The sequence below is a fragment of the Nitrosomonas marina genome, from assembly GCF_900110145.1.
Lineage (GTDB): Bacteria > Pseudomonadota > Gammaproteobacteria > Burkholderiales > Nitrosomonadaceae > Nitrosomonas > Nitrosomonas marina.
The window spans coordinates 1-26,456 of sequence record NZ_FOCP01000026.1; the positions used below are offsets into that span (position 1 = coordinate 1).

Below are 26,456 nucleotides of genomic sequence, written 5' to 3' on the forward strand. Positions count from 1 at the left end.
CTGGTTCTAACCGCTTAGATTATTTTTATACGCCGCTATGATTGCAAGTTCAGCTACAAAAACACAGATTTTGAGTTTTCACACAGTCTGGGTCGTTAACCGACATTCTATATTTTAGGAAAAAGCATATATTCAAATATATTTTATTTTGTTCTAATATTTTTCCGTACATTCTCAACTGAAACAGATTATTAATTTAAATTTGATCTAGATATTTTCCCCACTCAGCCATTAATTCACATCGCTTTTCGAACAAATCACTTCTCATGTAAGCTGCTTCTGTTTGATTCGGGATGACATGAGCGAGTGCTGCTTCACATACTTCCCTTGAAAAATTTGTTTTATCTCCACACCAATCTCGGAAAGAACTGCGTAACCCATGTACAGTAGCTTCGGAATAGGAAACATTTTTGAGAGTTTTGCTAACTGCAACATCGCTGAGTGCTTTTACAAACACAAGGCCATAGTTTTCTGGTTTAAATTGATTCAGCATGCTAAGTATCTCGGTGCATTCATCGTTTAGTGGCACACGATGTTTACGGCTTGATTTCATTCTTTCAGATGGAATTGTCCATATTTTGGAAGCAAGATCAACTTCATGCCATGTCATTTGTCGTGCTTCTGAGCTTCTACAAGCTGTCAGTATTATCCATCTAACGCAATATGCACTCATGCTGGTTTTAACACGCAATGCCTTCATTATTTCTGACAATTGAGCATATGGAATAGCATTAAAATGTTTAACAGGCGTTACTTTCTTTGGGGCAGCAAAAATATGATCTAAGCATCCTTTCCATCGAGCGGGGTTGCTTTTATCAATGCCTTCATGAAGCAATGCATAATCAATCACAACTTCAATTCGCTGTCTTACCCGTGATGCCGTTTCCGTCTTACCTTGCCAAATAGGATTAAGCACTGCTTTGAGATCATTAATGCCAATATCTGTTATAGGTTTATTACCAATAAACGGAAATGCGTATTGCCTTAAGGTGTTTGTCCATTGACTGGCATGTTTTTTATTTCGCCATCCAGGTTTTTTATATTCAATACACTCGAGAGCGTACTCAGAAAATGTTTTATTTGGCTTTTCTTTTTGTAAAATTTCTTTAGGAGAGTGGCCTCGAGAAATTGCTCGACGCATATCGCTTGCAATTTCACGTGCTTCGGCTAATGATCTGTTGTAAGTTGATCCTAAACCGATTTCGGTTGCACGTCCGTCATGCTTATATCGGAATACCCAACTTCTTGAGCCTGATTCACGCACACGCAATAATAGATTGCCACCGTCGGAGTATGTACCTTTCGGTAGTGTATTAATCTGGATTGCTTTTAGCTTTTTGACTTCCCTTGCCACTTCGTCTTGCCATTCGTCTTTCCCAAAATGATGGATGACAGTATATTTTATAAGACATTGCTGGACAAGAATAAATATTATTTTATTGTTTTATAACAATATTTAAATATTATTGGATATTTGTGGACAATATGTTGGCGGAGAGAGAGGGATTCGAACCCTCGATAAGCGTTTTGCGCCTATACTCCCTTAGCAGGGGAGCGCCTTCGACCACTCGGCCATCTCTCCGATTAAGACAATACAATGTATTAACGGGTGTGTTGATGATGCACTGCAGCAAGCAAGTTAATCTTGCTGGTGTGCTATTGTATAGAAATTACAGCACTTGTTCCAGGCCAAATGCCTTATGTAATACGCGCACGGCAAGTTCCATATATTTTTCATCAACGACAACTGAAACTTTTATCTCAGAAGTGGCAATCATCTGGATATTGATTCCTTCCTCCGCCAAAACGCGAAACATCTTACTGGCGATGCCTGCGTGTGATCGCATTCCTACGCCAACGACGGAAACTTTTGCAATCCTGTCGCCTCCGATAACATCACGGGCACCTATATGCGGCTGGATTTTTTCACGAATGATGCTCATAGTGTTGTTAAAGTCGTTTCGGTGAACGGTAAATGAGAAATCAGTCAGATCGTCATGACTGACATTCTGAATAATCATATCTACATCAATGTTGGCATCTGCTACTGGTCCCAATATTTGATAGGCTATACCAGGATGATCGGGAACGCCTAAAACGGTTATTTTTGCTTCATCCCGGTTGAATGCGATGCCGGAAATTACTGGCTGCTCCATTTGTTCGTTTTCCTCAAAAGTAATCAGTGTACCTGGTCCTTCTTCTTCAAAACTGGATAAAACTCTCAGCTTGACTTTATATTTCCCGGCAAACTCAACCGAGCGAAGTTGCAAAACTTTTGAGCCGAGGCTGGCCATTTCCAGCATCTCCTCAAAAGTAATGCGATCAAGTCGCCTGGCCTCTGGAACAACGCGTGGATCAGTTGTGTAGATGCCGTCTACATCGGTATAAATCTGGCATTCATCTGCCTTCAATGCGGCAGCAAGCGCGACACCCGTGGTATCCGACCCGCCGCGTCCCAGTGTTGTAATGTTGCCATATTGATCTACGCCCTGAAATCCGGCGACTATGACTACATAGCCATTATTGAGATCTGCGTGGATTTTATCCTGATCGATATTCAAAATACGTGCCTTGGTAAAAGCGCTGTCGGTCAGTATTCTTACCTGCGAACCGGTATAGCTTTTTGCTTTGACATTCAATGCCATTAATGCCATAGACAATAAAGCAATTGAAACCTGTTCTCCAGTGGATACCATGACGTCCATCTCACGCGGATCCGGGTTACTCTGAACTCCTCTGGCTAAAGCAATCAGTCTGTTTGTTTCGCCACTCATGGCTGAAACAACCACTACGACCTGATGTCCCTGAGAATGAAACCTTGCTACCCTGCGGGCGACATTCTTGATGCGCTCCGTGCTTCCTACAGAAGTCCCACCATATTTTTGAACATAAAATGCCACAGATTATCGATTCATTCTTTCGTAATGAATCCCCAATAAAAAAAGGCAAGATTCTACACTTTTCTTCGTTGAATTACTAATTTGTAGTGACTGACGCGGTCACGGTCAGACAGAGTTATGTTTTATTTTTTCGAGAATGACAGTTCTATTCAAATGCGGCGCAAACATTTCAATAAAATCGAAAACAAACCGTTGCAGATAATTGTTTCGGCTGATGCCAATGCGCGTTGTGCTGCTATCGAACAGGTGGCTTGCATCAATTGCTTCAAGATGTTTGTCGCGCAATGGATCAAAAGCCATTTTGGCCAGGATCCCGATGCCCAGACCTAATTCTACATATGTTTTGATCACATCTGAGTCAATTGCAGTCAGTACGACATTGGGTGTTAGTCCTTTTTTCTCAAATGCCTGGTTTATTTTAGATCGCCCTGTGAATGCAAAATCATATGTGATAATGGGATATTGGCTAATAGCCTCGAGTGTCAGTTTCTTTTCCTGTAATAACGGATGTTCGGGCGGTACAACGATACAGCGATTCCATTGATAGCATGGCAACATGATTAATTCATGAAAATGTTCGATGGCTTCAGTGGCTATCGCAATGTCCGCTTCTCCCGAAGTGACCAGCGCTGAAATCTGAGTTGGGCTACCTTGGCGCAAAATCAAACTAACTTTTGGATGAAGAGCGGTAAACTGCTTGATTACGGGCGGTAGAACGTATCGCGCTTGCGTATGCGTTGTTGCAATAGTCAACGTACCAGAATCCTCATGAGTGTATTCCTGAGCGGCCTTTTTCAGGTTATCAGCCTCCTGCAGCACCTTTCGAGCAATTTGAATAATAGTATTCCCGGGCGGCGTGATTTGTACAATACGTTTGCCATTACGTATAAAGAGCTGTAGGCCCAGTTCAGCTTCGAGCAGCTGAATCTGCTTGCTGATAGCCGGCTGCGAGGTGTGCAGTTTGTGCGCTGCCTTGGACAGATTCAGTTGATGGTTTGCCACCTCGCACAAATAGCGTAATTGCTGCAATTTCATACAAAATCGATACTTAGTAAATAATAGTTATAATAATGTAACATAATATTATTTTGAATTATATAAAGAACTTGGTATTATGCCGCCTTTCCCAAAAACCAGAAATTAAGAACAGGAAATAAATATAAATGGAATTGGGCTATACGTTATCGGGGCTCGTAGTCGGTTTCATTGTTGGCGTTACCGGTGTTGGTGGCGGTTCTTTGATGACTCCGCTGTTGATTATGGTATTTGGAGTTCAACCGGCAATCGCAGTGGGCACTGATTTGCTTTATGCCGCTCTGACAAAAACGGGTGGTGCCTGGGTACATGGCAGACAAAAAACCGTTCATTGGAAACTGGTTGGACAACTGGCCATGGGGAGTGTGCCGGCGGCTATTGGAACAGTGATCGTTTTGAATGCAATCAGCGTCGATCATGAATTTTTTTCAAAGCTGATAACCAGCACACTCGGTTTTGCTTTGATTCTGACTGCGATGGCATTACTGTTTCGTCAGCAATTAACTAGACTGGGAAGATCTCGTTTTGGGTTCTTGGTAAAATGGCGGGATAGACATATTGTGTCCGCTACGGTAATGACAGGCGCAACCCTGGGCATACTTGTGACAATTTCATCAGTTGGAGCGGGGGCGTTGGGCATGGTAGTGCTATTCATGTTATATCCGCGCCTGCCTGCGGTAACACTGGTAGGAAGCGATATAGCACACGCGGTACCATTGACACTGGTCGCGGGGTTGGGACACGCTTATATGGGTTCTGTTGATTACAGTTTACTAGTGAGCCTGCTGGTAGGCTCTTTGCCAGGAATCTACCTTGGCAGCCATGTTAGCAAGCGTATACCAGACCGTTTCTTGAGGCCGGTACTGGCATCTATTCTGATTATTATTGGAATCAAGCTGGTTGCTTAGTTTTGGTCAAAACACGATTCGGCAATTAATTGTTTTATAATTAAATAAAAACATGAATGTAGTAATAAGGAATAGATTTTTATGAGTACAAATGTTGAAAATAAGCCAAAACAGGTGACCTGGTTCAATGGTTGTGGAGGGCGCATTGGTATAGTTGTTGGAGAGCAGGGCGATTATGCCTATATCGGAATGGCATTAAGGCATGATGAAGACGATGATGTGGATCATATTATGAAATATGGCGCCAAGTTTCCATTGGAAGCTGCAATGTTATTGCCTGTTTCCAAAGATTACACCAAGGCGGAGTCTTAAAATTAAACTGTATTGCCTGAACCTGCAAAACATTCCATTCAATAAACTTTTAAACTTTGGGCAGTGATTCTAAAAAAACATCGAGATTGAGCGAAACGGACGAACGGAGGGATTGAAGATGTATTGTTACGATAAATACGATCAGACAATGGTAGATGAGCGAGTCGCGCAGTTTCGCGATCAGGTGCGCAGACGCTTGGCAAACGAATTAACAGAAACAGAATTTTTGCCGTTAAGGCTGCAAAATGGTTTATATATGCAGGTTCACGGCTATATGCTGCGTATCGCCATACCCTATGGCCTGATCTCTTCAAGGCAAATGCGCATGCTTGCCCATATTGCGCGCAAGTACGACCGTGGGTACGGTCACTTCACAACGCGCCAGAATATTCAGTTCAATTGGCTCAAGTTGGAAGATGTCCCGGATGTACTGGCTGATTTGGCGTCTGTTCAAATGCACGCTATTCAGACATCTGGCAATTGCATCAGAAATATTACTTCAGATGAATTTGCCGGTGTTGCACAGGACGAAATCGTCGATCCTCGTCCCTATGCCGAGATTTTACGACAGTGGAGCACCTTTCATCCTGAATTCGCTTATTTACCGCGCAAATTTAAAATCGCCGTTAGCGGCGCACAACAGGATCGGGCCGCTATACAGGCTCACGATATTGGTCTGTCCATTACAAAAGACTCACAGGGCGCAACAGGTTTTCGTGTGTTTGTTGGTGGTGGGCTCGGACGCACGCCAATAGTTGGAAGTGAGATTTGTGAATTTGTACCGTGGCAGCACATTCTGACTTATGTTGAGTCAATCCTGCGCATATACAACCAGTTTGGCCGTCGTGATAACAAATTTAAAGCGCGCATCAAAATTCTCGTGAAAGCGCTTGGTATTGATGAATTCAGACGACTCGTCGAAGAAGACTGGACGGAAATCAAAGATGGACCTGGTACGTTGACGATTGAAGAGGTTGAACGCGTTTCCAGTTTTTTCACTGGTCCGAATTATGAGGTATTGCCGGAACACGATTCCAAACTGAGTGAATTTAAGGCAGATAATCGGCAATTCTCTAACTGGTTACTCAGCAATGTAAAACCGCATAAGAAACAAGGTTACGCTGTTGTTGTATTGTCTCTAAAAAAACCAGGGGAAGCCCCCGGTGATGCAACTGACGGACAAATTGATGCCATTGCTGATTTGGCAGATCGCTATAGCTTCGGTGAAATGCGCGTTACACACCAGCAGAATATCGTGTTTGCCGATGTGAAACAGTCGGATCTGGTTGAATTATGGCAACAACTGGCGAGACTTGAACTGGCTTCACCCAATATCGGATTATTAACGGATATTATCAGTTGTCCGGGAGCGGAATTTTGCACATTGGCCAATGCCCGTTCGATCCCGTTGGCTAAATCAATTGCAGAGCGCTTTGAGAGCATAGACTTTCAGCATGATATCGGAGAGATTACACTGAATATATCCGGTTGCATGAACGCTTGCGGTCAAAATCATATCGGAAACATTGGTATAACAGGTGTTGAAAAGAAAAATCACGAGGAATGGTATCAGATAGCTATTGGCGGTGCAGAAGGTAACGACTGCTCAATAGGGAAAATTCTGGGTCCTTCCTTTAAATTTCATCAAGTACCTGAAGCAATTGACCGGATTCTCCACGTTTATTTACGTGAGCGCACTGACGAGAATGAGCGCTTCATAGAAACCGTACGAAGAATCGGTCATCAACCGTTTAAAGAATATGTTTATGCAGCTGAATTCGAGGAAGAACCGATGGCCGATGTGTCTGATGAAAAATCTTTAATTCCCGCTCAGTACGATATTCCTTTTTATTCTCCAAGGTTTTGAAGGTTATGATTATTAAGAACAACATGATTGTTGAGGACGAATGGCAGGTTCTGCGTTCAAATGAGCAGAATACAGCTGACGCAATTACTGTACCGGAGGGGAAAGTAATTGTGCCACTTAAAGTGTGGCATGCACAACGAGAACGGTTGTTGCCTAGACAGCAACAAGGTGAAATTGGTGTCTTGTTTTCCAGTGAAGAACGACCAGAAGATCTGAAAAATGACGTACAGGGTTTTCCAGTAATTGCGGTTGATTTTCCGGTATTTTCGGATGGACGCGGTTATTCTATAGCCTACAATTTAAGAGCACGATTGGGTTATTCTGGTGAGTTGCGCGCAATAGGGGATGTATTGCGCGATCAGTTATTTTATATGCGACGTGTCGGCTTTGATGCATTTGCAACACGACCGGACCGAGATATTCACGAAGCAGTGAAAGGATTTGAGGTATTTTCAGAGGTCTACCAGTCATCCGTTAATCAGAAATTGCCTTTGTTCAAGCGCGCACATCGTAAAGGAAAAATGTCTGTTGAGGCACTTAACGACAGAAATCATTGAAAATGGTTGATTTGACGCAAAAAATTGAACAGGTTGTAACAGTACTGGGGAGTGTGGTGCAAGATTATGCACCAGTTGCCTTTGCCAATAGCCTGGGCGCTGAAGATATGGTGCTCACTGATTTGATCGACCGGTACAAACTGGAAATTGAAATGTTCAGTCTGGATACCGGACGGCTGCCTCAGGAAACGTACGACTTGATGCAAACAGTTCGCGATCGATTTCAAACACCTTTGAGAATTTATTTTCCAAATGTTAAGCAGGTCGAAGCATATGTAGCAAAAAACGGTGTAAATGGATTTTACCAAAATGTTGAGTTGCGCAAGGCATGTTGTAATATTCGAAAGGTTGAGCCATTGCGTCGTGCTCTGGTAGGCAAACGAGCGTGGGTCACCGGTATTCGAAGGGAGCAGGCCACCACACGAGTCGATCTGAAGGTTTCGGCATACGATATCAGCAACCGTTTGCAAAAAGTGAATCCTTTACTCGAATGGACGACAGATGATGTGTGGGCCTATCTCCGAAAATACGAAGTACCCTATAACAAGTTGCATGATCACTTTTACCCGAGTATCGGCTGTGCACCTTGTACACGTGCGATTACACCAGGTGAAGATATACGCTCAGGAAGATGGTGGTGGGAAGCGCCAGATAACAAGGAATGCGGTTTGCATACCAATAATGTTATTCCACTCAAGTAACGCTCACGTCGTTTGATAATTCAAATTCATTATAACGTTATTGTTTATCTGCAGATAATATCTGTGTAGTAGATTTTAGATAGTAGAGAGAAAATATATGAGTAATCGCCCATTTGCCCATCTTGATGCATTGGAGAGTGAATCAATCCATATCATGCGAGAAGTGGCTGCCGAATGTGCTAACCCCGTGTTGTTGTTTTCGGGCGGAAAGGATTCGATTGTATTGCTTAGATTGGCTGAAAAGGCTTTTAGACCCTGCCGTTTTCCGTTTCCTTTGATGCATATTGATACAGAGCACAATTTCCCTGAAGTAATTGAGTTTCGCGATCATCGCGCCAAAGAACTGGGGGAGCGTTTGATTGTCCGCAGCATGGAAGACTCTATCAAAAAAGGCAGGGTTATTTTGCGTTCGGAAACACAAAGCCGCAACGCATTTCAATCGGTTACGCTGCTGGACGCAATCGCTGAATTCAAGTTTGATGCATGTATCGGTGGTGCACGTCGTGATGAAGAAAAGGCCAGAGCCAAGGAACGTATTTTTTCTTTTCGTGATGAATTCGGTCAGTGGGATCCCAAGAACCAGCGTCCTGAGTTATGGGATTTGTATAATACGCGAACTCATTCAGGCGAAAATATTCGCGTATTCCCGATAAGCAACTGGACCGAATTGGATGTATGGGAATATATTTTGCGTGAAAATTTGGAGGTGCCGTCTATTTATTTTGCGCATGAACGCGAAGTTATCCGGCGCGATTCCGGGTTGTTGCCGGTTTCTCGCCTTGTACAGCCTGATGTGGACGAACGCAGCGAAAAACTGACTGTCCGGTTTCGCACAGTCGGGGATATGAGCTGTACCTGCCCGGTTGCGTCGAATGCCGCAACGGTGGAAGCAATTATTGCTGAAACCGCCATGACGCGTATTACAGAACGAGGTGCTACGAGAATGGATGACCAGACTTCCGATGCATCCATGGAGTTACGTAAAAAAGAGGGGTACTTTTAACAACCCCAGCTTGCTCGTGGAACGGTTTCTATTGACTGAATAAACACCGCAACAGGTCAGTTTAAACTTTTCCGATAATACAGCACAAAAATTTTGTTTCAGTGCGGTGGAAAAAATTCCAGAAAGGATATCAATGTCTGCAATTGAAAAAATTCCGCTAGAACAGACCGAATTATTACGTTTTATTACTGCTGGCAGTGTGGATGATGGGAAAAGCACTTTAATCGGACGGCTGCTTCACGATTCCAAATCAATTTTTGAAGACCAGCTCAGCTCTATTACAAGTACTACGCGCAAGCGTGGCATGGAAGGTGTCGATTTGTCCCTGCTGACTGACGGGCTGCAGGCAGAACGTGAACAGGGCATCACTATCGACGTTGCCTACCGCTATTTTGCCACTCCCAAGCGGAAATTTATTATTGCCGACACACCCGGCCATGAACAATATACCCGTAATATGGTGACCGGCGCTTCAACTGCCAATCTGGCTGTTATTTTGATTGATGCGCGCAAAGGTGTATTGACACAGTCACGGCGCCATGCCTATCTTGCCAGCCTGGTCGGCATTCCTCATCTGGTTGTGGCGGTGAACAAGATGGATCTTGTTGATTACTCGCAGTCAGTATTTGATGGAATTTGCAGAGACTTTTCTGCATTTGCTGAAAGATTAAATTTGCATCATGTCGATTTTATCCCGATATCTGCGCTTAATGGGGATATGGTTGTCGAACGCGGTGATCGACTAAACTGGTACAAAGGTACAACACTGATGGATTTACTGGAAAACATTTCTATCAGTCATGATGTAAACAAAGAAGATTTTCGTTTTCCCGTACAGTGGGTTTGCCGGCCTCATACTGAAAAGTTGCATGACTTCAGAGGCTATATGGGCCGGATTGAATCAGGCGCTATACAAGTCGGTGACGCCATTACGGTGTTACCGTCCGGATTGAATTCACGGGTAAAAGAAATCGTGCTGTATGAAGGAACTGTTGCTCAGGCTGAAGCGCCGCAGTCAGTTACGCTAACAATAGAGGATCATCTGGATATTTCACGTGGTGATGTTATGGTCAAAACAGGTGACTTGCCTCAAGTTTCCAAAGCTTTCGATGCGATGTTGTGCTGGCTCTCAGAACAACCTCTTGACCCTGCCAGAAAGTATCTGATCAAACATACGACACGTGTTGTCAAGGCAGTTGTGAATCGAATTGATTATCGAGTCGATGTGAATACGATGAATCAAGAATCGTCTGACAAGCTAACCATGAATGACATTGCTCATGTGAATATTAAAGTCCAACAGCCACTCGTTTGTGATGACTATCAGAGAAATCGTGCAACTGGTTGTTTTATCGTGATTGATGAAAGCAGCAACAATACGGTTGGTGCAGGCATGATATGCACTCCAGTTTGACCATAGTGAAATAAAAATTTTTGCGCATAATAGTAACAGTCGCGCAAATGGCACACCCTCTTGATGTTTCGTTTTGTAACTGCACTTGCGGTGCGAATTATCATTTTCAATTCATTCAATCTGAAATTTGCCTGCCTGTATTGACTGATTATTTATTTAGAAATTAAGTTTGAATTTACTATTTTATGAGAACTTCTGATTTAGCACCCCACACAAAGACAATGGATACAACGCCTAATTTTCAATTGGACATTATCATTTCCGATCTATATTCGCGGGAAGGTTTGCTCAAGATTGATAATGCATTTATAAATTATTTGCGTGAGGGTAACGCGGCACTGTGTGAGAAGCTGCTAGATGCCCGTAAAGCGCCTGATTCTCTACAACCTAAGGATGAATCGGCTTTATTGATTGAAATTGCGCCATGGCTGGAAGATTATATTGCACGGTTATTTAATATAGAAGGTGAAGTAAAATCGCTCGCTGCAAAACACCATGAACTGGCGCCGCTCTATTTTTGCAAACGGCAGTTTGTACAGCGTCGCGCCAAAGGAAAAGTTAGTGCCGAAGAATTAGCTGTTATTGATGGATTGGCGTTAGAGAAAGCGTTGGAAGCTGAATTTGGTGAACCGTTCTCAGAATTGGTTTTTGCGAAAAACGTGGCGCGATGGATGGAAAATGAAGTGGATCATGCCGAGCGACTTAAATTAGCGCTGCACTATGCGGCGTGGGCATTAAGAACCACTGAAGGTCAAGCGCACACACATGCTGGTATTTTATTCAAGTCACCAGCCAAGCTAGATTTTCAGAATTTAATATCGCTAGAAACTGATGACACGCAGGGATTTCCACTACATAAGCTCAATCATTTAAGGCAAAGAAACGGTTTTGCATTGACTGATGAGGGTACTGATCTGGCAGGGGCGCTGGATGAAACCAATTATTGCATCTGGTGCCATGAACAGGGCAAGGATTCATGCTCGAAAGGACTGAAGGAGAAAGCCAAATCACCCGATGAAAGACCGGCTTTCAAAAAAAGTGAGCTGGGCGCGCTGCTGGCCGGTTGTCCGCTTGAAGAACGTATTTCGGAATTTCACAAGCTTAAATCACAAGGTGTCGCTATCGGCAGTTTGGCTATGATTGTGCTGGATAATCCGATGTGCGCTGGAACCGGACACAGGATATGTAACGATTGTATGAAATCCTGTATTTATCAGAAACAGGACCCGGTCGATATTCCACAAGCTGAAACACGCACTTTGAAAGACGTGCTGGCATTACCATGGGGTTACGAGATATATAGTCTGTTGACACGCTGGAATCCATTAAATCTGCAGCGTCCTGTGCCTAGGGCTGCGACAGGAAAAAAAGTACTGGTCGTAGGCATGGGTCCGGCAGGATATACCCTGGCGCATCACTTGATGAATGATGGACATACCGTTGTTGGAATTGATGGCCTGAAAATAGAGCCGCTGCCGGAGCATATCTCCGGTGTCAATATGCGTGGAGAGCGTGTTCCGTTTCATGCCATCCAGGATGCAAGCATACTGGAAGAAAATCTCGATGAGCGCATTCCGATCGGATTTGGTGGGGTGGCAGAATATGGTATTACTGTGCGTTGGAACAAGAATTTTCTAAAACTGATACGCCTGCTTCTTGAGAGACGGAGTCAATTTGCTTTATTCGGAGGAGTTCGTTTTGGGGGAACCTTGACAACAGATGATGCCTTTTCAATGGGTTTTGATCATATTGCTTTGGCGGCGGGCGCTGGAAAACCAACTATATTGAATCTGCCAAATGGATTGGCCCGTGGCGTACGTGCGGCATCAGATTTTTTAATGGCGCTTCAATTGAGTGGCGCATCCCAGAGCGACTCAATTGCCAATATGCAATTGAGGCTACCGGTTATTGTAATCGGGGGCGGTCTTACCGCAATCGATACGGCGACAGAAGCGCTGGCTTACTATCCGGTACAAGTTGAAAAATTTCTGCAACGATATGAAATCTTATGCGCAGTTCACGGGGATGAAGCATTGCGAGAAGCATGGGACACCGAAGAAACAGAAATTTCAGAGGAATTCTTACAACACGGTCGTGCCATTCGCGCCGAACGTGAAGCGGCGAATCGAGAAGGACGTGAACCTGACATTCTTTCTTTATTGCAATCATGGGGTGGTGCAACAATTGCTTACCGTAAACGGCTGGTTGACAGTCCTTCTTATACGCTAAACCATGAAGAAGTTGAAAAAGCACTTGAAGAAGGGATCACGTTTGCCGAGGGATTGACTCCGATACGCATCAATGTCAACCAATGGGAACATGTGCAGTCAGTACAATTTGCCATACAAAAGCGCGGCGAAGATGGGCAATGGAAAACTGTTGGTGAAGTTGAATTACCAGCACATGCATTACTGGTTGCCGCCGGTACGCAACCTAATACGGTACTGGCCCGGGAAGATGCAGACATCTATAAATTGGATGGCCGTTATTTTGCCTCGTGCGACGAAATGGGCAATATCGTGGCACCTGAATATGGTAATCCAAAATCAGGCGCATCGGTTTTGTTGGGCCATTACAAAGGTCCCGATGACGGACGTTTTATCAGTTTTTTTGGTGACTTGCATCCTTCTTACTCAGGCAATGTAGTCAAGGCGATGTCGAGCGCTAAGCAGGGCTATCCAATTGTTAGCAGAGTATTGGATCAGATAGCTGTTTCTTCGAACAAAACATCCGAAAAGTTTTTCGCGGAATTTAATAACCAGCTCCGTCCAATGGTACACAAAGTTGAGAGGTTGACTCCGAATATCATCGAAGTTGTTGTGTACGCTCCTTTAGCTGCCAGTCGCTTTCGTCCAGGGCAGTTTTATCGCTTTCAGAATTATGGAATGCTTGCTCCCATTTCCGGGGAAACGCGACTGGCAATGGAGGGAATTGCATTAACGGGGGCCTCAGTAGATATCAAAAGAGGACTGGTATCTTTGATTGCGCTGGAGATGGGTGGCTCAGCTAATTTATGTGCTTCACTGAGACCAGGTGATCCCGTAATATTGATGGGACCGACTGGTACGCCGACTGAAATCGAACCGGGTGAGACGGTAGTGCTTGTCGGTGGCGGATTGGGTAATGCAGTGCTGTTTTCTATTGGTGCCGCGGCACGTGCGGCAGGTTCCAAAGTGTTGTATTTTGCCGGATATAAAAAAATTGTTGACCGGTATAAAGTGGCTGAAATCGAAGCGGCCGCTGACACTGTCGTCTGGTGTTGCGATGAAGAGCCGGGGTTTGAAGCAACCCGACCAGGCGATAAGCATTTCGTAGGTAATATTGTTGAAGCGATGGTTGCATATGGCAGCGGTCAGTTTGGAGAGCAATCGGTACCACTGATGGATGTTGACCGTATTATCGCAATTGGCTCCGACAGAATGATGGCTGCTGTTGGTGCAGCACGGTATAAACAGCTAAAACCATATTTAAAAGCTGATCATTTTGCAATTGGCTCGATTAATTCGCCCATGCAATGCATGATGAAGGAAATATGTGCGCAGTGCCTGCAGCCACACAAAGATCCTGAAACTGGCGAAATAACCTATGTTTTTTCCTGTTTTAATCAGGATCAGCCTCTTGATCAGGTTGATTTTTCTAGTCTGGCATCACGCTTGCGTCAAAACAGTGTTCAGGAAAAAATGACCAGCCGTTGGATAGACCGTTGCTTGGAAAAGAACTAACTGAAATTTATACCGATGTTGAGCTGCGGGGCAAAAAAATGCCCCGCCATTAAACGTTTAAAAATCGTCATTTTTTGTTAGAAGCGTATTTTTTACAGTGCTGTCAACAATAGCGCCGACTTTTTCAAGTGCACGCCTCCCAAGCAGCATAGGGGTAGAAAAATGAGATCGATCGATGAGGTTAACCATAATATTATGTAATTGGCCATCGAAACTGATTTGCATGTTGACAACGGGGCGAGAGTGATGCGTTTCGGCCTTTTGTCCCTCGGAAGCGCGTTTTTTTATCTTTGCATGACGGATAATTGGCAAATCATAACGCAGTGTTTGATCCAATTCCGGATGGGAAAGTTTAAACTTTACATACTCTTTTCCATCCTTTTCATATATTTGTATATCTTGTGCCGATATGGAAGCAGTTTCTGCACCTGTATCCAACTTGGCCGTCAGGGTGATATCGTCTGATGTCAATGTAACCGGTTCAAGATATCCATAGACTGATTTGCTGCTAGCCATAGTTGTCGTTGGAATCAGTGATAAAACGATAATACTCAAAATAACATTAAAATAACAGAACCTGTTTGTTTGTGTTTTCATAATAAGTTTTAGTGAATCAGACTCTTCTGTTTGCTAATTTATTTGTGAAAAGATATTTTTTTCCTGATAAAAAATTACCGATTAGTTTTTTTTAAGCTTTGAGTGGACTTTTAATTCTGGCATGAATACGAATACAAACTCTCGCTTATTCCGCTTTAATTACTAGCAGCAATTCGCCAACATATTCATTTTGTGAAGTATTTTTTGTATGGAAAACAAAAAACACAAGTTAATTAAATCTGTTTTCAAATAAATCCATTTTCTAAAATACATGAAGATGTGATTCGATGCAACGAAACATTCGATTTTGAGACCACATCAATTTTGTAAATTGTTTGATAGTAACCTCCTTGCCTCGGTATGATGTTCTTAATGAATTTGTTATCGGTTTTAAGGAAAACCAGATTTATATTTAAACTGCTTTATTGAGGAAATAAATTCTGTATACTTTTGTCCAGCTTGTGTTTATTAATATCTTTTTGCAGATATACTACTGTCTAAAAGCTGATGCCAGTTTGTAAAACAGACTTGTGAGGAACTTTAAATGTCAGACCATATATATAAAATCATGGAATTAACCGGTTCATCTTCGACCAGTATGCAAGGAGCAATCGAAAATGCAATTACCCGCGCAGCCAAGACTGTCAAAGATATGCGATGGTTTGAAGTTGTTGAGACACGCGGTCATATAGAACAGGGAGCTATTAAACACTGGCAGGTTACGATAAAAGTTGGTTTTACATTGATTGAATAGTGATCAATTTGTGCTCTGCAAGAATCCATCGTATTAAGTTCAGCGGTCAGGACAGCTTTCTCGGTTTAAATGACAAAAAAAGACCAGTATATTAATTCCCCTCATATTATAGGGATTGTCTGAGAGGTTAGACGCTATTCTCGTCGATTAAACAAATCAAATCAAAATATTCGTTAGAATTAATAAATTTATTTCTCGTTATGCTCTGGATAAAGTCCTTTCATATTATTTTCATGGTCACCTGGTTTGCCGGGTTGTTTTATTTGCCGCGACTCTTTGTTTATCACGCAATGTGTGAAGATGCTACCGGAAAAGAGCGTTTTAAAATCATGGAACGCAAGCTTTATTACGGAATTATGACGCCAGGTGCAATATTGACGATTGTCTTTGGAGTATGGTTATGGCTTGGTTACGGCTTTTCTGGAAACTGGCTTTATCTAAAGCTTGCGCTGGTTCTGCTATTAGTAGTCTACCATTATTATTGCGGTCGATATGTCAAAGCATTCAAACTAGATAATAATCTACATGGACATGTTTTTTTTCGCTGGTTTAACGAATTTCCTGTTCTAGTATTGTTTGCCGTTGTAATGTTAGTAGTTTTTAAACCGACACTATTTTAAGTACTGTCTGGTATGTTGAACGTTTATTTTACGGTTGACGTTGAAATCTGGTGTGGTGGCTGGCAGGATCTTGATAGTAAATTTCCCAAAGCTTTCAAACAATATATTTATGGGCATACCCCTGATGGTGATTTTGGCTTGCCGTATAAGCTCAAAATATTAAATGACCATGGATTAAAAGGTGTATTTTTTGTTGAACCTATGTTCAGCTGCAGATTCGGCCGCGACCCGCTTGAGGAAATCGTCAATCTTATCAAAGAAGCCAATCAGACAGTAGAGCTGCATTTGCATACCGAATGGATCGACGAAGCCAGACAGCCAATTTTTCCATCCGTTACACAAAAACGGCAGTTTTTGCGTTATTTCACACTGGAGGAGCAAACCCGGCTGATAACTTTGGGAAAACAGTGGCTTAAAGAATCAGGTGTAGAACAAATTCGAGCATTCCGTGCTGGCAGTTTTGGTTTTAATGTCGATACTTTAGACGCTTTGATTGCCAATGACATTGCAGTGGACAGTAGCTACAATGCAAGCTTTATGGGACCAGAAAGCAATTTTCTGCCTGGTACCGTAGTCACTGAAGCGGTTCATTACAAAAATATTTACGAAGTGCCTATGACAGTTTATTTCGATAGACCAGGCCACTTGCGTCACACTCAATTATGCGCTTGTTCTTTCAAAGAACTGGAAGGGTTATTATGGAAGGCTCTTGAACAGGGCTGGCAAAACTTCACGATCCTGTCTCATAATTTCGAGCTGCTGCATCGATCATTCGAACGTCCAGATAAGACTGTAATTCAACGATTTATACAACTGTGCGAATTTCTCGAGAAAAATAAGGATTGTTTCAAAACGTGTGATTATAACGATTTCCAAGGTACGGTATTTGAAAAACAGCCAACCCCTTTAATTTCACCGCTGTGGAGAACAGGCCAACGCATGTTAGAACAGGTGTGGAGTAAATATGCATGAATAATCAGTGGCTGTCGCAAAATGTTTCTTTGAAATATATGCTGAGTGATATAACGCTTTTTGTAAAAACGTTACGACTCAGAGTGAAACAATTTGAAGTAATTGACCCAAGTACTCCTGCTGCTGAAAAATGGATGCCGCCTTTTGAGCTTGAGAATGATGAACATGGGTTTTTGCTGAGATCGCAGCCACTTGCAGATAAACAGCCGAAGCAATCTGTTAAAGACGGGCTCATTTGTTATATTCCGGCTCAGTTCGATCGATGCTACATTGATTTGTCTTTGCCGTTCGAAGAATATAAAAATAAATTTTCTTCAAAAACCCGTTCTACAATAAGACGGAAAACAAGAAAATTTAATGACTACTGTAATCAGTCCATGCACTTCGAAGTGTATAAAAGCGTAGATGAATTGTGCACATTCTATCAATTGGCCAGACCCCTGTCTCAAAAAACATATCAGGAAAAGCTGCTTGATGCCGGCTTACCAGATAATGATTTGTTTCGTCAGGAAATAATAGATAAAGCGCAAATGGATCAAGCTCGTGGGTATCTATTGTGGAATGGCAATACTCCGGTAGCCTATATGTTTTGTCCGGCTCATAACGAAGTGATGTTGTATCAGTATCTTGGATTTGACCCTGATTATAAAGAATGGTCGGTTGGTACAATTTTGCATTGGTTTGTTTTTGAAGATTTATTTCGTGAATCAAAATTTCGATTTTTTGATTTTACAGAGGGTAATTCCGAACATAAACAACTGTTTTCTACTGGCAGTATATTGTGCGGTAATATTTTTCTTCTCAAGAACACAATTTCAATGCGCTTCTGGGTTCGATGCCACATGATGACCGAAGCTTTTTCTAAAAATCTTGGGAAAATTCTTGATAAACTGGGACTCAAAGCTAAAATTAAGAACATTATCCGATTCAGGTCTGGATAAATGTCAATATTTTATTAGATTTTATTGATAGTTTTCGATTACTGGCCAGTAATCCAACGTGTAAAATATGCCTTATTACGTCAGGTATAAAACAGCTATATCAGTTGGTTGAACAAATATAAAAATCCCGAATGGCCTGGCTTGTAGTCCAGCGACATAAACTTGATAAATCAATTCGATTGGGAGTGGATACTAGATCGTAACGAGTAGCAATGTTGTAGATGAAGTGTGGATGGAAAATAGCTATAATCAAAAACCACCAGAACCGGATAACGATTTTAAAGTGATGTGGCAAAACTGTCGGTCAAAGTACTGATAACTTTTGCTTTGATCAGGTGACTCTGTGATTTTGCTCTCAAATATTCAGTTTGAAGAACAGAATCGACAGGTTGGTTGCGGGGGCTTGCAGCCCGCTTGTCCTATCTAGGCAGGATAAAATGGTTGCGGGAGTACGCAACCAGCTTGTCCTGCTTTTTACGGCAATCGGACTGACTGAACAAAAATTAGCTTCTTAACCTATTGGTATTGCTATTATTTTTGTCATGGTTTTGTGGTCAGTCAATTTCTAGATGGTGTAGAAAATGACAAGCTATAAAGATGATTTTAACGGAAATAAGCCCCTATCTCCGTATTCCATCCGCTTCACGCAAGAAGAACGGCAGAAATTGGAACGTATGGCTCATGGTATTTCCTTGAGCGAATTTATACGTTCCTGCCTGTTCAAGGAGAATGTTTCAATCCGCAGAACCAAGGGTCGCTCCCCTGTGAAGGATGAGCAGGCACTTGCAAGGCTCATAGGGGTGTTGGGACAATCCCGCATCCCCAACAACATCAACCAACTTGCAAAGGCTGCCAATACTGGTTCATTACCGGTTAATCCCGATACAGAAAAACGCCTTAATGAGGCCTACAATATTATTCTCTGGATGCGCCGCCAGTTGATACAGGCACTCGGTTTGAAAGCAGAATAGCATGATCCTGAAAGCATCACAGCGGGGTGGCTCACGACAATTGGCGGCACACCTGCTTAAAACAGAAGAGAATGAACATGTAGAAGTGCATGAAGTACGTGGATTTACATCCAATAATCTAGATGGTGCTTTGCATGAGGCCTATGCCATGAGCCGTGGAACGCGATGTAGCAAGTTCTTATTCTCGGTCAGTCTCAATCCGCCGGAAAATGAGGATGTATCCGTTGATAAATTTGAAAATGCGCTGGATCGGATAGAAAGTAAGCTGGGGCTTGAAGACCAACCGCGTGTCGTTGTCTTTCATGAAAAGGAAGGACGGCGGCATGCCCATTGTGTCTGGTCACGCATTGATACCGATGAAATGAAAGCCGTTCACATGGCCCATTTCAAGCGCAAGCTCATGGATGTTTCCAAGCAGCTTTATTTAGAAAACGACTGGGATATGCCCAAAGGGTATATCGATCAAAACCTAAAAAACCCGCTCAATTACACGAGACAAGAATGGCAACAAGCGTTACGTACCGGGCAAAACCCAAAAGACATTAAATCGGCTTTGCAGGATAGCTGGGCGATTTCTGATAACCGTAAATCTTTTGAGCGTGCCTTGCAGGACAGAGGCTATTACCTAGCCAAAGGTGATAGACGTGGCTATGTTGCCGTAGACCTGCATGGAGAGGTTTACTCCCTATCCCGGCAAATTGGCATCAAGAAAACTGAGCTTTCAAAAAAGCTTGGTAAAGCTGAAATGCTGCCATCTGTTGAAGAAACTAAAAACACGATATCCAGCGATTTAACAAAGCAATTTAAAAGGTTCAATGACGAGCTGAAACTCAAGCATAAGCAGGAAATGGAGCCGCTTATCCATGCGCGCAACGCCATGGTACAGCGCCACCGCAAAGCGCGTGAAAGCCAAAGAATAGCACATGAAAAACGCTGGCAATCTGAGGAGTTGGAACGCTCCGCTAGATTACGAAAGGGTTTTAAAGGGATTTGGGACAGATTAACCGGCTCGCACCAAAGAACCCACGCCCGAAACGAGAAAGAAACGCAAAAAAATCACATGCGCGATCAAAATGAGAAGGAAGCCCTTGTTTCCAATCAACTTGCTGAACGAAGAAAACTCCAGGATCAATTCCAGCAATTACGCAATGAGCAGAATGAAGAGCGCCAAGATTTCTTCCGTGATATGGATCAGCAATATAAAAACATAAAGCGCCAGGAAGAAATTAAAGAACTGTATGAACAGGAAACCCTACGATCACAGCAAACAATCAGCAACAAAGATTCCATGGGGCATGAGCCTGAAATTTGAGACGTATCAAAGTGATATGAAAACAATACTATCCTCTTAACAATCTACTATCATTACATTTTTTCTGTTATTTTTCTTAATTTCTTGTTATACATAAACATAGACATTATTAAAGTTATTGATTTGAAATGGGGAAATAAATGTCTGGTGATCCTGCACGCGAATATGCTCAAAAAACATACGATGTAATTTATGGCGAAATGTTAAATCGCAAGCCGACATCCGATGGACAAAACACGTTGGTCATAATCGGAGAAGAACATGTAGACCCATTCGAATTTAAGGATATGGAACCGGCCAGACAAGCTTTATACGCACACATATCGGCTCTGAGTGCTGCAAAGAACATCGTCGGTTCTGATAATGTAATACTTAGTGTGGAAATGGATGAAGAAACTTTGAAGCATGCTATACGAGGTATTTCACAAGGTATTCCAAACCACCTTCAAGATAGGCCAATGGCGCATACTATAAAATATGCGCTCGATAATAATATACGAATGGTTGCTTCTGATACCCTAGGTTTGCACCCTTCTTTTCAAGAATATGATAATTCCTCTGAACTACGTAATTATGCACAACATAAGAACATTATCGAGACCGCACAAGAGAATTCAGAGGCCTATATTGTTCATATTGGAGGGATGCTACATCTATCTAATCTCCAAGGTTATAGCAATGAAGAGGTTATCGCCGCAAATGGACAATTATCATACGATCCAGAGAAGAGCCCATTTAAAGACCATTATGCGCATCAATTTTTTATAAATGCATCTCACCTATCAGATTATGAGATAAATTCTGCTGAGAGTAGAAGGGAAAAAGAATCAAATCCTTTTAGCGAATTCCACGCATTGCTAGCCGAATTTAATTATGCGAGCAATAAAGACAATGCATTACAAATAAATCCACCTTATTATGCAGAGCATAGACGTGGTGAAGATATAGTTTCGTATATAGAAGATGCGGCAAAACAACAAATGAATAAAGAAAATTCGATTATGAATGGTGAGGACTTGTCTACGACCGCCCCAAATCTACAACAGCCCCGATCCATTATGCGGTTACCTGTACAGTAGGTAAATTATGTATTTGGAGCATTAATTGTTGCCGCTAAGAGTTCACACTTTTAAGTGGCGCTACTTTTTCCGCTCCAGCAACAAAGGCTCTATGGAGCATGTTCCTGAAATATAAAACTTACTACTTCAGGATACAGATGTTGAAAAAGGATTCAAAAACTGTCGTCCCCAGAGCAGTTTCTTATCAACTTCGCTGAGTTTGGCTTCCTCACATACACTATTCCAGTGTTGCTCTATTGCAGCAGTTAATTTCTCAAAAATTTCATGTGCCTGGGTTTCAGACAGCAGGAAATTATGAGCGGTTGCTAAGCAAGTTTTGAGCTGACTCAAATTATTGTTGCCGGATATGAGCATGGCTTGTGAGGCTTCGTTGCCGGTACGGCCTTGCGGGCAGATATCATAGGCTGGTGTCAGGGAGAGCGTTTTACCGTCCCAGAATGCGGCATGGTTCCGCGCATGATCGTCTGTATTGCCGCAAAGAATATTAAAAACCAGCCGGGAAAACAGTTCCTCAAGGGTAGTTCTGGGATTGGTAAAACGGTGGCGGATGATTTCCGCTAGGGTTTCGTAGCTGGCGTAACGCGCCATCATGTCGTCAAGACCCAGTAATGTCAGCGCAGAAACCATGACTTTGCGTGACCAGTCTTGCGCTTTTTGTTCTCTGTCAAAACGCTCGATCAACAGCACATCTTTATTGGCGGCCTTGATCAGCTTTACAGGGGCAACGTTCAATCCAGCCAACGCGGCTAAACGCATGGCGATGTATTCGGCTTTGACTACACTGTAGAGATCGGTGCTCGAAGAAAATTTGGCAATGTATTTTTTACCTTGGTGCCGGATTAAAGCTTTGGGACGTGCGCCACCGATTGAACTGCCATGAAAAAGTGCCTGATCCAGTTCCGGCGTAAGTGGCACGCCTTTTTCAACACGCTCGGCAGATTCAATCAATTCTTCCATGCTGACGTTGTTCGCAAAACGGGGCACATATTCGGTTGGTGAGCGCTGAAAATCCAGTGCGCCGATACGATCAGAGCCGGATTCCAACAGATAGGTGAGTTCATCCAACTCAGCTGTATCTGTGCCCGCACCTTTAAGGCCCAGTTTTTTGTTGATAATCACGCGTCGCCCCCAGGCATCGGGCGCAGCGTCCCGAATACAACCGGGCATACTCAGGCCTTTTGCCAATGGCAATACGCCGGGCTTCAAGGGTAACTCCGGCTCATAAATTGCAATTGTCGGCTTTTTATCGCGCACCCGTTCCAGATAGCTTTTGCCGTAGTTGAACAGAATGTGACCGTTATCGACCTCAAGTCGACCCGCCACAACGGGCTCAGTTTTACCCGGCAACCATATCCAGACATAGGCCTCTTTATCGCTGTTAGAATTCATCATGGACTACTTTGGTTTTTTTGCGTACAGATTTCGGCAACAGCGCCAACTTGTCCTCAGTTTGGCGGATATGCTTGCGTAGGGTGGATTCATCAGTATCGAATAACTTAACACCGACGATGATGGCGACTTCGAACACCACACCAATTTCGCATTTAAGATCACCTTTCTCGATACGTTGCAGCAACCCTCTGGAAATTCCTGCGCGGTCTGCGACCTCCTGCGCGGTTAGTTTGTGTTCTTTACGGGCGGCGCGGATTAGCCCGCTAAGGAGCGAGCATGCTTCACGGGTATATCTTGAGTAGGTTCGTGTAATAGACTTTGGCATTTTTTTATCTTTGATCCATATATAAATCATAAACACTTTTTATGATCCTCATATGAGCCAAACTATCAAAAACCGAGCATTCCGTCAAGATAATTATGGGCTATATATAGATCGCAGTATAATATTATGGTTCATATGTAGATCATAACTTGTGCCTCGGAGAATGATTGTCGACACAGCCAAAATTCTAAAGCCGCAAGAAATCTGCTTTTATAAATTATAAAACTAACTTTTATATTTGAATGAATGCTTATCCAGCAATCCTATGAAGGCAAAGAGCAATGAAAATTATCAGCTACAGTGATTTGCATCTGGAATTTAAATCCGGCTGGAAAATGCCGGAAAATATTGACGCTGATTTAATGATTTTGGCCGGTGATATCATCACGTTTCAGGATTATTTTCCACTAACCGAGTTTCTTACAGGCTGGGAAAAGCCTGTGCTGTATATTGCAGGCAACCACGAATATTACACCCGAACACCAAAAGACAGAGAAGAAGACGCTTTCAAAAAATGGCTTTCCACTAACCATCCGAATGTAACGTTTCTGCGTGATGAGTCTATCAGCATAGATGGCATTCATTTTTTCGGTGGTACGATGTGGACGGACTTTGATGGCGGTAATGAACAGGCCATGAGGATTGCCGAGTACCAGGTCAATGATTTCAAATTGATCAAAAACCCAGATTCTTCACCCTTTAAGCCTGCGGATACGCTCCCACTTCATGGCCGGTACGTCAAGGAACTCCTGAAATGGTTAGAGACTGATCTGACCGGGCCGCGTGTGGTCATCAGCCATCATGCGCCCGTGATGAACCCTCATACAAAATTCACAGGTAGCCCTTTAACACCGGCTTTTACCTCGCTGGACATGCTGGAGATTATCAAGAAATACCAGCCAGCTCTTTGGATTTATGGACATACGCATGAATGTGATGATCAAATGATCGGCAACACGCGGATTATTTCAAACCAGCTTGGCTATCCCAGTTTTTTCGGTGGGTTCGATTGCGCAGGCTTTGATGAAAAAGGTAAGCTGATAAATATTTAAAATGGCGACCAAAAGGAGAGAACAATGACGATTACATTCAAGGGCATTGAGCTTGTAGAGGAAGGAAAATTCGTTCACCTCACGATTACAGGCAAGCTGGAAAAAGAGGATTACGATATTTTCGTGCCGGAGATTGACCAGCAGATTGAGCGATATGGCAAAGTCAATATGCTCGTGGAGCTGGTTGATTTTCATGGTTGGACGGCAGGAGCAGCCTGGGAAGATACCAAGTTTGGCGTGCGGCATTTTAATGATATCGAACGTTTGGCGCTTGTTGGCGATAAAACCTGGGAAAAAGGCTTGGCCTATTTCTGTAAGGTTTTTACGTTGGCCAAAGTTCGCTACTTTGATTTGAGTGAACGCGACAAAGCGGAAGCGTGGACAAGAGGCGCTGAATAATATTCAGCGCCGCCTTGCACGATTTCAGTGACCAGGCCATCCTGTAACATTATAAACAGCCGCCGAAAGCCGACGGGTTTCGGTGGCGCGAATTTTGCCCTTTGACAAGTTCAGCTCGCTCTACACATGCTGAAATTCACCGCTATTTTGTCGCCGGATAGAGAAGCGGAAACCACCTTTCCACGACATCTACAGGAAAGCCTAACCGCACCGGTCCCCTCGGCGTGTCGGAAACCAGCAGTCCTTTTTTTGATAGTGCATACAAAACAGCTCTGGCCGTTCGGTCATTTAGACCTGTAATTTCTTCGACCTTACCACGTTCAAACTCGCCAACTAACAGGGCTTCCCGTAGAAGCGCGTAGCTTCCTTTTGGCAGTTCTTTCAGAGCAATCATTTCCTCAACATGAATCCTCATGCGTTCGGATAATGTTTTAAAATCGAGAAGGCTACGCATATATTCCACTTGATCAATACAGATATTCAGGAAAAATTCGCTGAAATCCACCAGTGCTTTTTGCGATAAACTACCGCGCCCATCCAGATCGCCGCGACGCGGCTCGTCTGCCGCTTGCAGTAACGTTTTATATTCATCTTTTCGACGAGCGAGTCCTCTGGCAACCGACCACAATTCGCTGCCAACATCTATTTTTTTAAGGGCAGCATAGGACATCAAACGAACGACACGTCCATTTCCGTCAAAAAAAGGATGTATCCATACGTAACGATGATGGGAAGCGGCAATTGAAATGATGCGCTGAAGCCTGGAGAGTTTATTTGCGTCATAAGCTTCATCAAAACGTTCTAAGAATCTCGCTAGATTTTCAGGCCGTGGTGGGATATGTCGCCCGACTGCGACCATACCATTCCGATACTTGCCGGGAATAATCTTTATTTTTTCGCCCGTGTCGGGATTTTCAACCCAAAGCAATTCTTCCGGCAGGCGTGTGCAAAATTCCTCGTGAATCCATCGTCCATATTCGGATGATAGAGGATAAAACGCTGGTGTTTTGTCCTCATCAATCAATTTTTGAACGGCGATATGCGCAACGGCTTCCTTTTGCAGTGCCCGTTTTTTTGGCTCGCTGGAATAATCCTCAGCCATAGCGCGATCAATATCGCGCGGGTGTGTATCATGTCCTTCGATCAAATTTGAATAGTAACAATTCATAGATCGAACGAGATTTCCTATGGATTTACTCACGACAGGGTTAAGCATTCCCGCAAAACTGCTAGCTTTAGAGACTAAATCAATCGCAAGATCGTTCAGTTCGCCCGTACCTTCAGGAGGTAAGAGCGGCTCCATTAGCGTGATATTCTCTGTCATTAAGCCACCTTTTCACGCCACTAATATTGCCACTATTTTGGCGTTTGTTTATCAAAATATAACAGATTGTTATCTTAATACACCTTACTTTAAACAACAATTAATTTGCCACTATTTTTGCCACTAATTTATCAGTGTATTGCTGGTCTTATGAAATTCGGATGGTGGATGTGTGTATTCGTGCAGTGTTTATTCTCCGGACTAACGAGCATAGTACAAATGTAGATCGCCGCCGAAAGCCGACGGGTTTCGGCGGCGCGAATTTTTGGCACCTCAAGCAAAAAAAGCGCTGCCAGCTT

24 protein-coding genes and 1 tRNA gene are annotated in these 26,456 nt (G+C 43.1%); 17 read left to right on the top strand and 8 right to left on the bottom strand.

Features of this window, described 5'->3' with window-relative positions; all coding sequences use genetic code 11:
* Positions 1-196 precede the first annotated feature (196 nt).
* The 4 genes from BMX44_RS14045 to cysB all read right to left on the bottom strand — a co-directional run bounded on the left by BMX44_RS14045 (position 197) and on the right by cysB (position 3,935).
* Positions 197-1,354 (bottom strand): tyrosine-type recombinase/integrase, encoded by a 1,158-nt coding sequence (locus BMX44_RS14045; protein WP_090634213.1) that lies wholly within the window; start codon positions 1,352-1,354, stop codon positions 197-199.
* A 135-nt stretch (positions 1,355-1,489) separates the two neighbouring features.
* Positions 1,490-1,582, bottom strand: a tRNA-Ser gene (locus BMX44_RS14050).
* A gap of 88 nt (positions 1,583-1,670) precedes the next feature.
* Positions 1,671-2,900: an aspartate kinase gene (locus tag BMX44_RS14055; protein ID WP_090634215.1), complete on the bottom strand. Its 1,230-nt coding sequence runs from the start codon at positions 2,898-2,900 to the stop codon at positions 1,671-1,673.
* A 105-nt stretch (positions 2,901-3,005) separates the two neighbouring features.
* Positions 3,006-3,935: an HTH-type transcriptional regulator CysB gene (gene cysB / locus BMX44_RS14060; protein ID WP_090634217.1), complete on the bottom strand. Its 930-nt coding sequence runs from the start codon at positions 3,933-3,935 to the stop codon at positions 3,006-3,008.
* Positions 3,936-4,063: 128 nt separating this feature from the next.
* On the opposite strand from cysB, the gene BMX44_RS14065 reads away from it, so the two are divergent.
* The 8 genes from BMX44_RS14065 (at position 4,064) to BMX44_RS14100 (ending at position 14,419) form a co-directional block, all read left to right on the top strand.
* Positions 4,064-4,843 (top strand): sulfite exporter TauE/SafE family protein, encoded by a 780-nt coding sequence (locus BMX44_RS14065; RefSeq protein ID WP_090634219.1) that lies wholly within the window; start codon positions 4,064-4,066, stop codon positions 4,841-4,843.
* A gap of 81 nt (positions 4,844-4,924) precedes the next feature.
* Entirely contained in the window at positions 4,925-5,155 is a 231-nt protein-coding gene (locus BMX44_RS14070) for a hypothetical protein (protein ID WP_090634221.1), read from the top strand.
* Positions 5,156-5,273: 118 nt separating this feature from the next.
* Positions 5,274-7,022 carry a nitrite/sulfite reductase gene (locus tag BMX44_RS14075; protein ID WP_090634223.1) on the top strand — a complete coding sequence of 583 codons (1,749 nt, stop codon included), beginning with the start codon at positions 5,274-5,276 and terminating at the stop codon, positions 7,020-7,022.
* Positions 7,023-7,027: 5 nt separating this feature from the next.
* Entirely contained in the window at positions 7,028-7,579 is a 552-nt protein-coding gene (locus tag BMX44_RS14080; RefSeq protein ID WP_090634225.1) for a DUF934 domain-containing protein, read from the top strand.
* Between the two features lie 2 nt (positions 7,580-7,581).
* On the top strand, positions 7,582-8,280 hold the full coding sequence (locus tag BMX44_RS14085; protein WP_090634279.1) for a phosphoadenylyl-sulfate reductase: 699 nt from the start codon (positions 7,582-7,584) through the stop codon (positions 8,278-8,280).
* Positions 8,281-8,377: 97 nt separating this feature from the next.
* The gene (gene cysD, locus BMX44_RS14090; RefSeq protein WP_090634228.1) at positions 8,378-9,283 is read left to right on the top strand and encodes a sulfate adenylyltransferase subunit CysD; all 906 of its coding nucleotides are present in this window, start codon (positions 8,378-8,380) and stop codon (positions 9,281-9,283) included.
* A 133-nt stretch (positions 9,284-9,416) separates the two neighbouring features.
* The gene (gene cysN / locus BMX44_RS14095) at positions 9,417-10,697 is read left to right on the top strand and encodes a sulfate adenylyltransferase subunit CysN (protein WP_090634229.1); all 1,281 of its coding nucleotides are present in this window, start codon (positions 9,417-9,419) and stop codon (positions 10,695-10,697) included.
* Between the two features lie 221 nt (positions 10,698-10,918).
* Complete coding sequence (locus BMX44_RS14100) at positions 10,919-14,419, top strand: FAD-dependent oxidoreductase (protein ID WP_245738948.1); 3,501 nt, start codon at positions 10,919-10,921, stop codon at positions 14,417-14,419.
* 57 nt (positions 14,420-14,476) lie between these two features.
* Here the strand turns inward: BMX44_RS14100 and BMX44_RS14105 are convergent, their stop codons facing one another.
* A complete protein-coding gene (locus tag BMX44_RS14105) occupies positions 14,477-15,016 on the bottom strand; it encodes an ATP-dependent zinc protease family protein (RefSeq protein ID WP_090634233.1) in 540 nt (179 codons plus the stop codon).
* Between the two features lie 544 nt (positions 15,017-15,560).
* On the opposite strand from BMX44_RS14105, the gene BMX44_RS14110 reads away from it, so the two are divergent.
* The 7 genes from BMX44_RS14110 (at position 15,561) to BMX44_RS14140 (ending at position 21,665) form a co-directional block, all read left to right on the top strand.
* Complete coding sequence (locus BMX44_RS14110) at positions 15,561-15,770, top strand: dodecin (protein WP_090634236.1); 210 nt, start codon at positions 15,561-15,563, stop codon at positions 15,768-15,770.
* 200 nt (positions 15,771-15,970) lie between these two features.
* Positions 15,971-16,390 (top strand): CopD family protein, encoded by a 420-nt coding sequence (locus BMX44_RS14115; RefSeq protein WP_090634238.1) that lies wholly within the window; start codon positions 15,971-15,973, stop codon positions 16,388-16,390.
* Between the two features lie 12 nt (positions 16,391-16,402).
* Positions 16,403-17,362 carry a polysaccharide deacetylase family protein gene (locus BMX44_RS14120; protein WP_090634240.1) on the top strand — a complete coding sequence of 320 codons (960 nt, stop codon included), beginning with the start codon at positions 16,403-16,405 and terminating at the stop codon, positions 17,360-17,362.
* Positions 17,359-18,303, top strand: coding sequence for a GNAT family N-acetyltransferase (locus BMX44_RS14125; protein WP_090634242.1), 945 nt, complete (start codon positions 17,359-17,361; stop codon positions 18,301-18,303). The genes BMX44_RS14120 and BMX44_RS14125 overlap by 4 nt, the downstream gene beginning before the upstream one ends.
* A gap of 581 nt (positions 18,304-18,884) precedes the next feature.
* A complete protein-coding gene (locus tag BMX44_RS14130; RefSeq protein WP_090634244.1) occupies positions 18,885-19,274 on the top strand; it encodes a plasmid mobilization protein in 390 nt (129 codons plus the stop codon).
* Position 19,275: 1 nt separating this feature from the next.
* Positions 19,276-20,586 carry a relaxase/mobilization nuclease domain-containing protein gene (locus tag BMX44_RS14135; RefSeq protein WP_090634246.1) on the top strand — a complete coding sequence of 437 codons (1,311 nt, stop codon included), beginning with the start codon at positions 19,276-19,278 and terminating at the stop codon, positions 20,584-20,586.
* A gap of 140 nt (positions 20,587-20,726) precedes the next feature.
* Positions 20,727-21,665, top strand: coding sequence for a hypothetical protein (locus BMX44_RS14140; protein WP_090634248.1), 939 nt, complete (start codon positions 20,727-20,729; stop codon positions 21,663-21,665).
* A gap of 126 nt (positions 21,666-21,791) precedes the next feature.
* Here BMX44_RS14140 and BMX44_RS14145 read toward each other — a convergent pair whose 3' ends face one another.
* Positions 21,792-23,054, bottom strand: coding sequence for a type II toxin-antitoxin system HipA family toxin (locus tag BMX44_RS14145; RefSeq protein ID WP_245738949.1), 1,263 nt, complete (start codon positions 23,052-23,054; stop codon positions 21,792-21,794).
* The gene (locus BMX44_RS14150) at positions 23,044-23,382 is read right to left on the bottom strand and encodes a helix-turn-helix domain-containing protein (RefSeq protein WP_090634281.1); all 339 of its coding nucleotides are present in this window, start codon (positions 23,380-23,382) and stop codon (positions 23,044-23,046) included. The genes BMX44_RS14145 and BMX44_RS14150 overlap by 11 nt, the downstream gene beginning before the upstream one ends.
* A gap of 281 nt (positions 23,383-23,663) precedes the next feature.
* On the opposite strand from BMX44_RS14150, the gene BMX44_RS14155 reads away from it, so the two are divergent.
* A complete protein-coding gene (locus tag BMX44_RS14155; RefSeq protein ID WP_090634251.1) occupies positions 23,664-24,434 on the top strand; it encodes a metallophosphoesterase in 771 nt (256 codons plus the stop codon).
* A gap of 24 nt (positions 24,435-24,458) precedes the next feature.
* Positions 24,459-24,833, top strand: a complete 375-nt coding sequence (locus BMX44_RS14160; protein ID WP_090634253.1) for a SpoIIAA family protein — start codon at positions 24,459-24,461, stop codon at positions 24,831-24,833.
* Positions 24,834-24,975: 142 nt separating this feature from the next.
* Here BMX44_RS14160 and BMX44_RS14165 read toward each other — a convergent pair whose 3' ends face one another.
* On the bottom strand, positions 24,976-26,157 hold the full coding sequence (locus tag BMX44_RS14165) for a Fic family protein (protein ID WP_218143981.1): 1,182 nt from the start codon (positions 26,155-26,157) through the stop codon (positions 24,976-24,978).
* Between the last annotated feature and the right edge of the window lie 299 nt (positions 26,158-26,456).